Here is a 12,975-nt window from a genome sequence, read left to right on the forward strand (position 1 = left end):
GGTCCTCCGGGACCCTGGCCCGGAGCGCCCCGTACTACGCGCTCGGGTCGCCCTTCCCCTTGTCGTGCCACTTCGGGTCCGTGTCCCATTCCAGATTGCGCTCGCTCGCCGTTTCCATGGCGTGTGTCGCCTCCTCGCGGGTGGCGTACGGGCCGAAGCGGTCGGCGGCGCGGCACTGGGGGCCCTCCTCGACGGTGCCGTGTTTGAGGCAGTAGTACCACTCGCCCGGCTTTCCGACCGTACGCCGCTTGAACAGGGCCATTGCCGCCTCCTGTGGGTCACTCCCGTCCCGCCATCCTGCCCGATGGCCCGCGGATACACTCGCTGGCATGTCTGGCCAGTCGCTTCTTGTCCCGGGGAAGATCTCCCCCACCCGCCCCGTCCCCGCCTCGATCCCGCGCCCCGAGTACGTCGGGAAGGACGCGCCCACGCCGTACACCGGGCCCGAGGTGCAGGACGCCGAAACGATCGAGAAGATGCGGATCGCCGGCCGGATCGCCGCGCAGGCGATGGCGGAGGCCGCCAAGCACATCGCGCCGGGTGTGACGACCGACGAACTCGACCGGGTCGCCCACGAGTTCATGTGCGACCACGGTGCCTACCCGTCCACGCTCGGCTACCGCGGTTTCCCCAAGTCGCTGTGCTCCTCGCTCAACGAGGTCATCTGTCACGGCATCCCGGACTCGACCGTCCTCAAGGACGGCGACATCGTGAACCTGGACGTGACCGCGTACATCCACGGTGTGCACGGCGACAACAACGCCACCTATCTGTGCGGTGAGGTCGACGAGGAGTCCCGGCTGCTGGTGGAGCGCACCCGCGAGGCACTCAACCGCGCGATCAAGGCGGTCAAGCCGGGGCGGCAGATCAACATCATCGGCCGGGTCATCGAGTCGTACGCCAAGCGCTTCGGCTACGGCGTCGTCCGCGACTTCACCGGCCACGGCATCAACTCCGCCTTCCACTCCGGCCTGATCGTGCCGCACTACGACAGCCCGCACCACACCACCGACATCAAGCCCGGGATGACCTTCACCATCGAGCCGATGCTGACGCTGGGCACCTACGAGTACGACATGTGGCAGGACGGCTGGACCGTGGTCACCAAGGACCGCAAGCGGACGGCGCAGTTCGAGCACACGCTGGTGGTGACGGACACCGGGGCGGAGATTCTCACGCTGCCCTGACGGGGCACGTCCCGGGGGCGCGTCGTGAGGGGCGCGCCCCGAGGCGGGGCGTGGAGAACTGGGCCGAATTTTACCGACAGGGCGTCGGGAACAGGGGTAGGCTGGTTACCGACAGGTTGTCGGGAACGGTGCTCCGTTCCCCGTCCGCTCCTTCCGGCCCCCGGAGGCCCGCCTTGGAAGCGTCCCGCCCGACCCCGTCGGCAACCCCCTTCTCGACGGTCATCCGCACCGCCTCGCACGAGCAGCACACCGAGGCCGAGAACTCCTCGTTCATGAGCGACCTCCTCGGCGGCCGGCTCGGGGTCGCGGCCTACCGGCGCTACACCGAGCAGCTGTGGTTCGTCTACCGCGCGCTGGAGGAGACGGCCGAGACGCTGGCCGACGACCCGGTGGCGGGCCCCTTCCTCCGCCCCGAGCTCGCCAGGACCGCCGCGCTGGAGCGGGACCTGACCCACCTGGGCGGCCCCGGCTGGCGCGGCGGCCTGGAGCCGCTTCCCGCCACCGCCGCCTATGCCGACCGGGTCCGCGCCTGCGCCCGGGAATGGCCGGGCGGCTATGTGGCCCACCACTACACCCGCTATCTCGGCGATCTCTCCGGCGGCCAGATCATCCGCGGCACGGCCGAGAAGACCTGGGGCTTTGCGCGCAAGGGCGACGGCGTGCGGTTCTACGTCTTCGAGGACATCGGCAATCCCGCCGCGTTCAAGCGCGGCTACCGCGCGCTGCTGGACGGCCTGCCCGTGGACGACCTGGAGAAGCAGCGGGTGGTCGACGAGTGCAAGCGGGCGTTCGCGCTGAACAGCGCCGTCTTCCGGGAACTGGGCGAGGAGTTCCCGCTGACCGCCTGAGCACCCGCTAGCCGTTCCGGGACGGCACCACCCGGCCGCCGATGTCGATGGTGCCGTCCGGCCGCGGCCGGGTCAGGATCCGGGAGGCCGCGCCCTGGCGGATGTCGAGGGCGCGGCCGAGTTCGTGAGTGAGGGCGAGCGCGGCCGCGCCGGTGGCCTCGTCCTCGGCGATGGCCCTGTCGGCCCGACGGGGAAAACCGCGGGCCCGTACGACGCCGGCCGCCTCGTCCCGCCAGGCCCAGGCGTAGAGCCAGCCCTCGCCGGGCGGCGGCGCGGGCAGGGCGTCGACCGCGTCGGGGGAGGCGTACTCCTCGGTGCGGCGCCCGGTGGCCCACTCCGGGCGGCCGCGCACCCAGATGACGTCGCCGTCGTAGGTGACCGCCACCTGGCCGGCGGGCGGCCGGAGCGTCGTCACCGGACGGCCGAGGTGACGCAGCAGCCAGGCCACGCCGACGAGCGGATGTCCGGCGAACGGCAGCCGCACACCCGGGGTGTAGATGTCGACGGCGCCGCGGGCCGCATCGTCGACGAAGACGGTCTCGCTGAAGCCGAGCCGGGCGGCGAGGGCCTGGCGTTCGGTCCGGCGCGGACAGGCGGCGCCGTCCGCGACGACGGCCAGCGCATTGCCGCCCCGGTCGCCGTCGCCGGTGAACACGCGGAGGATGTGCGGTTCGGTCATCCCCGCATTCAACATCCGGTAGACGATCTTCGTCCGCCGAATAACACCGGTCATGGACCGTCGCAGGAGATGCCCCTTACCTTGACGATCCCATGGCTCTTCCGTGACCGGAGTCGGACCAATTCGTCATCGTTCCGTTGTCCGTGAGAGCGGGATCACTGGACCCCGTGGGCATAAGCAGGTAAGCCTCAGATAACTTAGGGCTGCCTTAGTGGCGGCCCCCGTGTCCGCCCCCTGTTTTGTGCACCGTCCGAGCCCGCCTGGAGTCCGTATGCGAGCCCACCGCTCCTCCGCCGTCGCCGCCATCGCCGTGGCCGCGACCCTGACCGCCGTCGCCGGCTGCGCCGCGAAGAGCGACGGCAAGGGCGCCGGCGGCAAGGGGGCGATCGCGGTGACCGCGAGCGACAGCGCCTGCAAGGTGTCGGCCAAGGACTTCCCCGCCGGGCATGTGCAGTTCGCCGTGGACAACAAGGGCTCCCAGGTCACCGAGGTGTACGTCTACGCGCCCGGCGACCGGATCGTGACCGAGCGGGAGAACATCGGGCCCGGCACCCACGTCGAGATCACCGCCGAGATCAAGCCGGGTGCGTACGAGATCGCGTGCAAGCCGGGCATGAAGGGCCACGGGATCCGGCAGAAGGTGACCGCGAGCGGCAAGGGAGCCGCCGTCAAGCGGAACCCGAAGCTGGACGCCGCGGTCTCCGCGTACCGCACGTGGGTCCAGGAGCAGGCCGACCAGACCCTGCCCGAGGCGCAGAAGTTCGCCGATGCGGTGAAGGCCGGGGACGTCGAGGCCGCGAGGAAGACCTATGCGCTCTCCCGCGTGGGCTGGGAGCGCACCGAGCCGGTGGCCGAGTCGTTCGGTGACATCGACCCCAAGGTCGACACCCGCGCGGACGGGCTGTCGGACGGCCAGAAGTGGACCGGCTGGCACAAGCTGGAGCAGTCGCTGTGGGAGAAGAAGAAGATCTCCGCGGACGACAAGAAGCTCGCCGACCAGCTGATCACCGACCTCAAGGACTGGCAGAAGCGGGTCGGCAAGGCGGTCATCAACCCGACGACGATGGCCAACGGCGCCAAGGAGCTGCTCGACGAGGTGGCCACCGGCAAGGTCACCGGTGAGGAAGAGCGCTACAGCCACACCGACCTGATCGACTTCCACGCCAACGTCGAGGGCGCCCAGAAGGCCTACGAGCTGCTGAAGCCGGTCGTCGCCAAGAACGACCCGGCGCTGGCCAAGGAGCTGGACAAGCAGTTCGCCGCGATCCTCAAGCAGCTCGACGGGCACCGCGACAGCAACTCCGCCGACGGCTTCGCCTCGTACGACACCGTCGGCAAGGACGAGCGCAAGACGCTGTCGGACAGCGTCAACGCGCTGGCCGAGCCGCTGTCGAAGCTGGCCGCCGCCGTGGCCGAAGCCAAGTAGTCCGGTACAGAAGAGGGAAGAGGAGACGTCCCATGTCTCAGGACGAGACGACGACCGACGCCCCGGCCGGGCGGACCCCCTCGCGGCGGGCGCTGCTGGGCTGGGGCGGTGCCGGGCTCGCGCTCGGCGCCGTCGCGGCGGGCGGGACGGCGGCGGCGCTGCGCACCGGCGGCGATGCGCAGCCGGCCGGGGCCGATGCCACGGCCGCCTCCGCAGTCCCCTTCCACGGAAGGCACCAGGCCGGGATCGCCACCGCGGTCCAGGACCGGCTGCACTTCGCCTCCTTCGACGTCACGACCGACGACCGCGATGAGCTGATCGCGCTGCTGAAGGACTGGACGAAGGCGGCGGCACGGATGACCGCGGGCGATGCGGTCGGCGGCGGCGCGGTCGGCGGGCTGGCGGAGGCGCCGCCGGACGACACCGGCGAGGCGCTGGGTCTGCCGCCGTCGCGGCTCACGCTGACGTTCGGCGTCGGCCCCACGCTGTTCGAGAAGGACGGCAAGGACCGGTTCGGCCTCAAGAAGCGGCGCCCCGAGGCGCTGATCGACCTGCCGAAGTTCTCCGGGGACAACCTCGACTCGACGCGCAGCGGCGGCGATCTGTGTGTGCAGGCGTGTGCGGACGATCCGCAGGTGGCGGTGCACGCGATCCGCAATCTGGCGCGGATCGGCTTCGGGAAGATCGCCATCCGGTGGTCGCAGCTCGGCTTCGGCAAGACGTCGTCGACGACGCCGGAGGCCCAGACGCCGCGCAACATGATGGGGTTCAAGGACGGCACCCACAACATCGCGGGCACCGACGCCGCGGCCCTGGACGCGCATGTGTGGGTCGGCGACAAGGACGTCAAGGGCGACGAGAGCTGGATGGCCGGCGGTTCGTATCTCGTCGCGCGGCGGATCCGGATGCACATCGAGACCTGGGACCGCACCTCCCTCAAGGAGCAGGAGGACGTCTTCGGCCGGGACAAGGCCGAGGGCGCGCCGGTCGGCCAAAAGCACGAGCGCGACACCCCGCATCTGAAGTCGATGCTGCCGACCGCGCACGTACGGCTCGCCCACCCCGACTCCAACGGCGGGGTGCGGATCCTGCGCCGCGGCTACTCCTTCACCGACGGTACGGACGGTCTGGGACGCCTGGACGCGGGGCTGTTCTTCCTCGCGTATCAGCGCGACGTCCGGCACGGCTTCGTCCCGCTCCAGCGGAAGCTGTCGGCGAGCGACGCCCTCAACGAGTACATCCAGCACGTGGGTTCGGCGGTTTTCGCCATTCCGCCGGGTGTCCGCGGCGCGGGCGACTGGTGGGGCCGGGAGCTGTTCGCCTGACGCGTCCGGCGTCATCGGTTCAACGAAGGAAGGAAGGGTAGCGACGTGTTCGGCAACTACCTGATCGGTCTGCGCGAGGGGCTGGAAGCCAGCCTCGTCGTGTGCATCCTCATCGCCTATCTGGTCAAGACGGGCCGGCGGGAGGCGCTTCGGCCGGTCTGGATCGGCATCGCGCTCGCCGTGGTGCTGTCGTTCGCGTTCGGCGCGGCGCTCCAGTTCGGGTCACAGACGCTGACGTTCCAGGCGCAGGAGGGCCTCGGCGGTTCGCTGTCGATCATCGCGGTCGGCCTGGTGACGTGGATGGTCTTCTGGATGCGTCGCACCGCGCGGCATCTGAAGAAGGAACTGCACGGCAAGCTGGACGCGGCCCTTCAGATGGGCACGGTGGCGCTGGTGGTCACCGCGTTCCTGTCGGTGGGCCGGGAGGGCCTGGAGACCGCGCTGTTCATCTGGACGGCGGCGCAGTCCGCGAACGACGGCGTACGGCCGCTGGTCGGGGCGCTGCTGGGCATGCTGACGGCCGTGGTGCTGGGCTGGCTGTTCTACCGGGGTGCGGTGCGCATCAACCTCGCGAAGTTCTTCACCTGGACCGGCGGGATGCTGGTGGTCGTCGCGGCGGGCGTGCTGGCGTACGGCTTCCACGATCTCCAGGAGGCGGGCGTCCTGCCGGGGCTGGGTGCCCAGGCGTTCGACATCAGCGCGCAGATCCCGGCCGACAGCTGGTACGGCACGCTGCTGAAGGGCATCTTCAACTTCCAGCCGGATCCGACCGTTCTTCAGGTCACGGTGTGGGCTCTGTATCTGATCCCCACGCTCGGATTCTTCTTCGCCCCCGGTAGGGTGGCGCCGAATCGTGCCACCCCGGCGGCCCCTCAGTCCGCCCCGGTCGCCCCGAAGGAGCCCGAGCCCCATGACACGCAGGTCGCCGTTCCGGGTGCCCGCAACACTGACGTCGGCAGCGGCGGCGATGGTGATACTCAGCGGGTGCATGACGGTGCACGGCGAACGGGAGAAGCTGCCGGCGGTCACGAAGGCTGACGCCACCAAGGCGCTTTCGCGCTTCGCCGACGGCTTCAACAAGATCCGCCGCACGCTCGACCCCTCGCTGAGCCCCAAGTACGAGGCGGGCGCGATGCTCGCCCTCGACCAGGCGAAGGTCAAGGCGGCGCACGGTCTGCATCCGCAGGGCTCGCCGAACGTCCAGCCCGTCACGTTCCAGGACGCGCATTTCGCGATCCCGAAGCAGACGGGCTGGCCGAGGTCGTTCCTCGCGGATGTGCGCACCAACATCAAGTTCGGCAGCGGTGATTACATCCGCTGGTACCTGGTGTTCGGCCGGGACAGCATCGATGCGCCGTGGCGGGTGACGTACCAGGCGACGTTCCCGAACAACCAGGCGCCCGAGCTCGCGCTGGACCACGGTTTCGCCGAGGCGGTTCCGGCGGGCGGCGCGTCCGGGCTGGCGGCGGACCCGGGCACGCTGAGCGCGTCGTACGCGGACTACCTCAACAGCGGCAAGGGCGAGGTCTTCGCCTCCGGCGCGAACACCGACGGCTGGCGCCAGAAGCGGATCAAGGACGCCAACGGGGTGGGCGCGCGGATCCTGTACGAGGACTCGCCCGCCGGTTTCCCGCCGGTGGCGCTGCGCACGAAGGACGGCGGGGCGCTGGTGTTCTTCGCGACGTACTACCACCAGCAGAAGACGGTGTCCTCGGGGATGATCATCACGGTGGGGCCGGACCTGCGGGGGATACTGCAGGGCCCGATGAAGAAGAAGACCACGCAGATGGCCATCTCCAACATCTCGACCCAGGCGGTCAAGGTGCCGCCCAAGAGCGCCGGCGGCAAGGTGGAGTTCCTCTACCGGGTGGACGCCAAGACGGCGCTGAAGGCGCAGTAGGGCCGAAGGCGCAGTAGGCCAGGGGCCGGTAGACCAGGGCCTCGTAGGACCGACGGTCCCGTACCGCACGGGCGGTACGGGGCCGGTCTCAGCGACCGATCGGCCAGGCCGTCGTCTCGTGGTCGGGAGCGCCCTCCAGGTACTGGGCGCAGGCATCGGTGAGCGATTCCAGCAGCGTCAGCGGATCGGGCAGCGGCCGCTCGGGGCCACGCAGCCAGGTGACGGCGGGCTGTTCACCGGGGAGGGTCGAGGGGGGCAGCAGGACGTAGCTGCCGCGGCAGTGCCAGCGCAGGCCGGGGTGCTCGTCGAGGGTCTCGGGGTGGCAGTCCAGCTCGCAGGGCCACCACTCGTCCTCGTCGTCCGGGGTGCCGCGGGTGGCGGTGAAGAACAGCATCCGGCCGTCGCCGAAGCCGGCGCCGCTGAGGGAGACCGGGCCGACCTCGATGCCCGCCGCGTCCAGCCGGCCCAGGGCGCTGCGGCCGGCTTCCACGGGGACGTCGAGGACGTCGTGGGCGATGCCGGTGGCGGTGATGAAGTTGGCCTGCGGAAGGGTGCGGACCCAGGCGGCGACCTTGTCGCGGTCGGTGGTGGCGACGGTCTGCCAGCCGAAGGAGACCGGATGTCGCCCGGGGGTGGGACAGCCGATGCGTTCGCAGGAACAGCCGTAGCCGGAGGGGTGCGCCGCGGGGGCCACCGGGAAGCCCGCTTCGGCCGCGGCCAGCAGCAGGTCCTCGCGGCTGCGCGCAGCCGTCGATCCCGTGTCCGTATCGCCGCCGCCCGATCCGCTCTTCGGGCGGCGCAGCCACTGGGAGAACCTGCTCTTGCGGTCCATCTATCCCCTCACTTCGAGCGGTGGTCTGGGATCAATGCTGCCACCATCCTGGGCCCCAGGTGACCGGTGTACGGATCCGGGGTGAACGAATGGGGGGTGAATCCCGGCAATTGCCGCCATCGCGGCATCGTCCAGGCGGATCAGTCGCGCGGCCGCAGACCGTGCAACACCAGGTCGACCAGGGTGTCGACGTAGTCGTGGGTCAGTTCGCCGGTGCGCATCAGCCAGCGTTGTGAGAACGGACTCATCAGCATCTCGGCGGCGATGCGGAGGTCGATGCCGGTGGCCACCTCACCGGTTTCCTGGGCGGCGCGCAGCCGGTCGACGTAGACGCGCATGCCGGGTTCCATCAGGCGGCCGACGAAGGTGCGGGAGAGTTCCTCGTCGTTGGCGCCGGCCGCGGCGAGGGCGCGGTAGGGGGCCTGCCAGGCGGCGTCGTTGAACTCGTCGGCGGTGGCGCGGAGAACGGTCTTGAGGTCGGCGGCGAGGTCGCCGGTGTCGGGGAGCCCTTCCTGGTCGTACTCGTCGACGACGGCGCCGAAGGCGTCCAGGAGGACCGCGGCCTTGGAGGACCACCAGCGGTAGATCGTCTGCTTGCCGACGCCGGCGCGGGAGGCGATGCCTTCGATGGTGAGTTTGTCGTAGCCGACCTCGCCGACGAGGGCGAGGGCGGCGTCGAAGATCGCGCGGCGGGAGCGTTCGCTGCGGCGGGAAGCGTCGGGGGCTTTGGGCTGGGCCATGGGCCGATTTTAGCGGCGCGGTAAGGCGAGACGTATCGTCTTGAAATGCGTTGACGAGACGAAGCGTCTTGCGGCATGCTCGACGGCGAGCGAGACGAAGCGTCTCGCCGAACCGTTGCGACGAAGGGACAGCTCCATGAGCAAGGGAAACGCCGGCGGCATGCTCGGGGTGGGCGGTACCCGCAACAAGCTCTCCCGCGGCGCGCTGCGCGGCGGCGGGCACGGCGGCCACGCCGCCGGAGGGCGCCCCGATCCGCAGGCGCAGCGGCGCGAGCTGCTGCGCAGACTTCGGGAGGAGCGGGACGCCCGGGAGTGACGGACGGGTGTGACGGACGGGCCGCTCAGGCCCAGGCGTCGCCCCAGGCCGCGTCCCTGGCGGCCCGGTAGTCCGCGCCGTGCCGCTTGGTGACGGTGGTCCGCCGCAGCCCCTCCTCCGCCGTGCACAGGTCCAACAGGACCTGGCCCTTGCGGAGTTGGGGCTTGCGGACGATCCGGGCGGGGGCGGCCGGGACGTCGAGGGCGGTGGCCGCGACGTAGCTGAACTTCTCGTCCTCGTACGGGAGGGAGCCACCCTTGACCTGGCGGTGCAGGGACGAGCGGCTGACCCGGGCGGAGAAGTGGCACCAGTCCTCACCCACCACGATGGGGCAGGTGTCGCCGTGCGGGCACGGCGCGACGATGCGCAGTCCGGCCGCGATCAGCTGGTCGCGGGCCTCGCGGATGCGCAGATAGCCCTCGGGGGTGCCCGGTTCGATCAGGACGACGGCCGGGGCGGCGGCCGCGGCCTCGACCACGGCGCGGCGGGCCTCGGGGCGCAGCTCGCCCAGGACGTAGGAGACGGTCACCAGGTCCGTACCCGGCGGCACGCTCAGGCCCGCGCCGATGACCGCCCGCTGCCAGTCGGTGTCCGGCAGGATCCCGGCGGCCAGTTCGCGGCCCAGGTCCAGGGCGGGCTGCGCCCAGTCCAGGACCGTGCTGCGGTGGCCCTGCCAGGTGGCGGCCGCGGCCCAGGTGGCGGCGCCCGTACCGCCGCCGATGTCGACATGGGTGGCCGGGGACCAGTCCGGGACGCGGGCGGCGAAGGCGGTCAGCGCGGCCCGTACGGCCTCGAAGGTGGCGGGCATGCGGTAGGCGGCGTACGCGGCGACATCGGCGCGGTCGCGCAGGACCGGCGCGTCGGTGGGGGTGGTGCCCCGGTAGTTGGCGATCAGCCGCTCGACGGCCTGCGCGGCCTGCCTGGGCGGCAGGCCGTCGAGCAGGCCGGCCAGGGCGGCGCGCAGTTCGTCGTGCATGCGGCCGATTTTACGGGGCCAGGTGTATTGCCCGGCCGCGCGCCCGGCATCTGCTCAGCGCAGGACCGCGCGGGCCAGACAGGTCGCCGCGGCCGCCCGCGGGCCGCTGCCGCCGTTGCCGCGCCGCGGGTGGACGGTGTTGGCCAGCAGCACCAGAAACGTGTCGGTGGCCCGGTCCAGGACCAGACTGGTGCCGGTGAAGCCGGTGTGCCCGGCCGCGCCCCGCCCCGCCAACTCCCCCATGAAATACGGCTGGTCGACGACGAACCCGAGGCCGGGCGGATCGAGCAGCGCGGCCACCGCCGCCGGGCCCAGGATGCGCGCGGAGCCGTACGCCCCTCCGTTGAGCAGCGTCCGGCACAGCACCGCCAGGTCCTGGGCCGGGGCGAACAGTCCCGCATGGCCCGCGACGCCGCCCAGCGCCCAGGCGTTCTCGTCGTGCACCACCCCGCGCAGCAGCCCCCGGTCCGCCTTCCCCCAGGGCCGCCGCTGGTCCTCGGTCGCCGCCACCCCCGGCGGCGTCAGCGGCCCGTAGGAGGTGCCGGTCATGCCCAGCGGGCCGGTGATGCCCTCCCGTACGAGCGCGTCCAGGCGCCGCCCGGTGAGCGACTCCAGGACCAGCTGGAGGGCGATGAGGTTGAGGTCGGAGTAGCGGTACGCGCCACCGGGCGGGCCCTCCGGGGCGGCCGACTCGGCCCACAGCAGCGCCAGCTGGGCGGCGCGCCCCCGGTGGGCGTAGAACGGCGCCTCGGGGCGCAGACCCGAGGTGTGGGTGAGCAGCTGGCGGACGGTGGCGCCCGGGGCGAAGTCCGGCAGATGGGCGCGGACCGGGGCGTCGAGGTCCAGGGAGCCGCGTTCGGCCTGCTGCATGGCGGCGAGCGCGGTGAAGAGCTTGGTGAGCGAGGCGAGGTCGAAGACCGTACCGACCCGCATCGGCTCCCACCGGTCGCGCGGCAGATCCAGGCCCCGGTCGCGCTCGGGGTCGTAGGCCCGGTAGCGCACCGCCCAGCCCGTGGCGGCCTCGACGGCGACGACCGGGCCGCGCCCGGCCAGCACCACCGCGCCCGCGCACCAGGCGGGCCGCCCCTCGGGCAGCGCCCGCACCCCCTCCACCAGCCGCGCCATCCCCGCGGGATCCAGTCCCGCCTCGGCCGGTGTGCCGTATCTGAGTCCCGGTGCGTTCAGAGCGTCTTCCTCCCGCCCGTGCCGCTCGCGTCGTCGTCTCCCCCGAGCTCCTACGGAGCGGGGGGTACCCCCATCCCCCTACGCTGCCACGGACGGCACATCCCCAGGAAGCTCACCAGCGCCAAAACGGCACAGGAAAACTGCACCACGGCCATCGGCACGGCGGTCCGCTCGCCCGCGATGCCCACCAGCGGGGAGGCGACGGCACCGAGGAGGAAGGTCGAGGTGCCCAGGAGGGCGGAGGCGGAGCCCGCGGCGTGCGGGGTGCGCAGCAGGGCCAGGGTGTTGGTGCTGGGCATGACCAGCCCCATCGCGGCCATCAGGACGAAGAGCCCGACGGCCACCGGGACCAGGCCCACCCGGCCGAAGACCCCGGACGACATCGACAGCAGCCCCGCCGCGGCGACGGCGATCACCGCCAGACCGGTGCCCAGCACCTTGTCCAGGCCGACCCGGCCGACCAGCACCTTGCCGTTGATCTGGCCGACCAGCACCAGGCCGACGGAGTTGAGGCCGAAGAGCATGCTGAAGACCTGCGGGGAGGCGCCGTAGATCTCCTGGACGACGAACGGCGAGGCGGAGATGTAGGCGAAGAGGGCGGCGAAGGCGAAGGCACCGACCAGCAGATAGCCGGAGAAGGCCCGGTCGGCGAGGAGATCGCGCATGGTGCGCAGGGTCTGGCCGAGCCCGCCGGCGTGCCGCCGGGCGGGCGGCAGGGTCTCGTGCAGCGTGCGCCACGCCAGCACGGTGAGCAGAACGCCGACGACGGTCAGGACGACGAACACGCCCCGCCACTCGGTCACCTGGAGAATCTGCCCGCCGATCAGGGGTGCCACCACGGGGGCGACGCCCGAGATCAGCATCAGCGTGGAGAAGAACCGGGCCATCGCCACGCCGTCGTACAGATCGCGCACCACGGCCCGTGCGATGACGATGCCGGCCGCGCCCGCCAGGCCCTGCACCAGACGGAAGGCGATCAGCAGCCGGACGTCGGGGGCGACGGCGCACAGGGCGGTCGCCAGGACGTAGAGCACCATGCCGGCCAGCAGGGGGCGGCGGCGTCCCCATTTGTCGCTCATCGGGCCGACGATCATCTGGCCCGCGGCCATACCGGCCAGGCAGGTGGTGAGGGTGAGCTGGACGGTGGCGGCGGGGCTGTGCAGGGCGGCGGTGACCTGCGGCAGGGCCGGCAGATACATGTCCATGGAGAGCGGCGCGAGGGCCGTCAGACCGCCGAGGACGAGGGTGACGAGGAGGCCGGTGCGGCGGGACGCGGAGGGGGCGGTCGATCCGGTCGGTGCCGTCGACGCGGTCGGTGCCGTCGACGCGGTCGGCGCTGCGGCCCCGTTCCGCCCGGGTATATCGGGCTGGTCCGGTCTTCCGGCCGGGGATGCGGCCGTGCTGGGGCCGGGCTCCGTCATGAGCGTCTCCATGGGTGAGTGCGGGCCGCATCATCCTGACACGCGGACGACGCCGCCCGGCCGCAATTCCAGCCCGCCATTGGTCCTACGCCCGGTCCTACGTCGGACGTCCCAGGTGCCCTGCGCAGGCTCCCCGGTGT

14 protein-coding genes are annotated in these 12,975 nt (G+C 71.7%); 7 read left to right on the forward strand and 7 right to left on the reverse strand.

Going from position 1 to position 12,975, the window contains the following annotated elements:
- Positions 1 to 34: 34 nt before the first annotated feature.
- On the reverse strand, positions 35 to 262 hold the full coding sequence (locus tag B1H19_RS13230; protein ID WP_083104950.1) for a hypothetical protein: 228 nt from the start codon (positions 260 to 262) through the stop codon (positions 35 to 37).
- A gap of 67 nt (positions 263 to 329) precedes the next feature.
- Between B1H19_RS13230 and map the strand changes: the two genes are divergently transcribed.
- Complete coding sequence (gene map, locus B1H19_RS13235) at positions 330 to 1,187, forward strand: type I methionyl aminopeptidase (protein WP_083104951.1); 858 nt, start codon at positions 330 to 332, stop codon at positions 1,185 to 1,187.
- A gap of 173 nt (positions 1,188 to 1,360) precedes the next feature.
- A complete protein-coding gene (locus B1H19_RS13240; protein ID WP_083104952.1) occupies positions 1,361 to 2,035 on the forward strand; it encodes a biliverdin-producing heme oxygenase in 675 nt (224 codons plus the stop codon).
- Positions 2,036 to 2,042: 7 nt separating this feature from the next.
- Here the strand turns inward: B1H19_RS13240 and B1H19_RS13245 are convergent, their stop codons facing one another.
- Complete coding sequence (locus tag B1H19_RS13245; protein WP_083104953.1) at positions 2,043 to 2,714, reverse strand: PhzF family phenazine biosynthesis protein; 672 nt, start codon at positions 2,712 to 2,714, stop codon at positions 2,043 to 2,045.
- A 271-nt stretch (positions 2,715 to 2,985) separates the two neighbouring features.
- Here B1H19_RS13245 and efeO point away from each other — a divergent pair, with 271 nt between their 5' ends.
- Genes efeO through B1H19_RS13265 form a run of 4 tightly spaced genes read left to right on the forward strand, consistent with a single transcriptional unit; the run spans position 2,986 to position 7,365 of the window.
- Entirely contained in the window at positions 2,986 to 4,140 is a 1,155-nt protein-coding gene (gene efeO / locus B1H19_RS13250; RefSeq protein ID WP_083104954.1) for an iron uptake system protein EfeO, read from the forward strand.
- A 32-nt stretch (positions 4,141 to 4,172) separates the two neighbouring features.
- Complete coding sequence (gene efeB / locus B1H19_RS13255; RefSeq protein WP_083104955.1) at positions 4,173 to 5,465, forward strand: iron uptake transporter deferrochelatase/peroxidase subunit; 1,293 nt, start codon at positions 4,173 to 4,175, stop codon at positions 5,463 to 5,465.
- 45 nt (positions 5,466 to 5,510) lie between these two features.
- Positions 5,511 to 6,503 (forward strand): iron uptake transporter permease EfeU, encoded by a 993-nt coding sequence (efeU, locus tag B1H19_RS13260; protein WP_083104956.1) that lies wholly within the window; start codon positions 5,511 to 5,513, stop codon positions 6,501 to 6,503.
- On the forward strand, positions 6,454 to 7,365 hold the full coding sequence (locus B1H19_RS13265) for an SCO2278 family lipoprotein (protein ID WP_083104957.1): 912 nt from the start codon (positions 6,454 to 6,456) through the stop codon (positions 7,363 to 7,365). Before efeU ends, B1H19_RS13265 begins: the two co-directional genes overlap by 50 nt.
- An 88-nt stretch (positions 7,366 to 7,453) precedes the next feature.
- On the opposite strand, the gene B1H19_RS13270 is transcribed toward B1H19_RS13265, so the two are convergent.
- Positions 7,454 to 8,197 carry a bifunctional DNA primase/polymerase gene (locus tag B1H19_RS13270; protein ID WP_083104958.1) on the reverse strand — a complete coding sequence of 248 codons (744 nt, stop codon included), beginning with the start codon at positions 8,195 to 8,197 and terminating at the stop codon, positions 7,454 to 7,456.
- Between the two features lie 140 nt (positions 8,198 to 8,337).
- On the reverse strand, positions 8,338 to 8,937 hold the full coding sequence (locus B1H19_RS13275; RefSeq protein WP_083104959.1) for a TetR/AcrR family transcriptional regulator: 600 nt from the start codon (positions 8,935 to 8,937) through the stop codon (positions 8,338 to 8,340).
- 136 nt (positions 8,938 to 9,073) lie between these two features.
- Between B1H19_RS13275 and B1H19_RS13280 the strand changes: the two genes are divergently transcribed.
- Positions 9,074 to 9,253, forward strand: coding sequence for a DUF6243 family protein (locus B1H19_RS13280; RefSeq protein WP_083104960.1), 180 nt, complete (start codon positions 9,074 to 9,076; stop codon positions 9,251 to 9,253).
- Positions 9,254 to 9,278: 25 nt separating this feature from the next.
- On the opposite strand, the gene B1H19_RS13285 is transcribed toward B1H19_RS13280, so the two are convergent.
- The 3 genes from B1H19_RS13285 to B1H19_RS13295 form a co-directional block, all read right to left on the reverse strand.
- Positions 9,279 to 10,229 (reverse strand): small ribosomal subunit Rsm22 family protein, encoded by a 951-nt coding sequence (locus tag B1H19_RS13285; protein ID WP_083104961.1) that lies wholly within the window; start codon positions 10,227 to 10,229, stop codon positions 9,279 to 9,281.
- Between the two features lie 54 nt (positions 10,230 to 10,283).
- Complete coding sequence (locus B1H19_RS13290; protein WP_083104962.1) at positions 10,284 to 11,354, reverse strand: serine hydrolase domain-containing protein; 1,071 nt, start codon at positions 11,352 to 11,354, stop codon at positions 10,284 to 10,286.
- Between the two features lie 110 nt (positions 11,355 to 11,464).
- Positions 11,465 to 12,835 (reverse strand): multidrug effflux MFS transporter, encoded by a 1,371-nt coding sequence (locus B1H19_RS13295; RefSeq protein WP_083109596.1) that lies wholly within the window; start codon positions 12,833 to 12,835, stop codon positions 11,465 to 11,467.
- Positions 12,836 to 12,975: the final 140 nt, after the last annotated feature.

The organism is Streptomyces gilvosporeus (assembly GCF_002082195.1).
GTDB lineage: Bacteria > Actinomycetota > Actinomycetes > Streptomycetales > Streptomycetaceae > Streptomyces > Streptomyces gilvosporeus.

What these genes read in the sequence shown, in the direction of transcription:
- B1H19_RS13275 (WP_083104959.1), bottom strand. Translation starts at nt 8,937, where the DNA reads ATGGCCCAGCCCAAAGCCCCCGACGCTTCCCGCCGCAGCGAACGCTCC.
- B1H19_RS13295 (WP_083109596.1), bottom strand. Translation starts at nt 12,835, where the DNA reads ATGACGGAGCCCGGCCCCAGCACGGCCGCATCCCCGGCCGGAAGACCG.
- map (WP_083104951.1), top strand. Translation starts at nt 330, where the DNA reads ATGTCTGGCCAGTCGCTTCTTGTCCCGGGGAAGATCTCCCCCACCCGC.
- B1H19_RS13285 (WP_083104961.1), bottom strand. Translation starts at nt 10,229, where the DNA reads ATGCACGACGAACTGCGCGCCGCCCTGGCCGGCCTGCTCGACGGCCTG.
- efeO (WP_083104954.1), top strand. Translation starts at nt 2,986, where the DNA reads ATGCGAGCCCACCGCTCCTCCGCCGTCGCCGCCATCGCCGTGGCCGCG.
- B1H19_RS13270 (WP_083104958.1), bottom strand. Translation starts at nt 8,197, where the DNA reads ATGGACCGCAAGAGCAGGTTCTCCCAGTGGCTGCGCCGCCCGAAGAGC.
- B1H19_RS13230 (WP_083104950.1), bottom strand. Translation starts at nt 262, where the DNA reads ATGGCCCTGTTCAAGCGGCGTACGGTCGGAAAGCCGGGCGAGTGGTAC.
- B1H19_RS13265 (WP_083104957.1), top strand. Translation starts at nt 6,454, where the DNA reads ATGACGGTGCACGGCGAACGGGAGAAGCTGCCGGCGGTCACGAAGGCT.
- B1H19_RS13280 (WP_083104960.1), top strand. Translation starts at nt 9,074, where the DNA reads ATGAGCAAGGGAAACGCCGGCGGCATGCTCGGGGTGGGCGGTACCCGC.
- efeB (WP_083104955.1), top strand. Translation starts at nt 4,173, where the DNA reads ATGTCTCAGGACGAGACGACGACCGACGCCCCGGCCGGGCGGACCCCC.
- B1H19_RS13245 (WP_083104953.1), bottom strand. Translation starts at nt 2,714, where the DNA reads ATGACCGAACCGCACATCCTCCGCGTGTTCACCGGCGACGGCGACCGG.
- B1H19_RS13290 (WP_083104962.1), bottom strand. Translation starts at nt 11,354, where the DNA reads ATGGCGCGGCTGGTGGAGGGGGTGCGGGCGCTGCCCGAGGGGCGGCCC.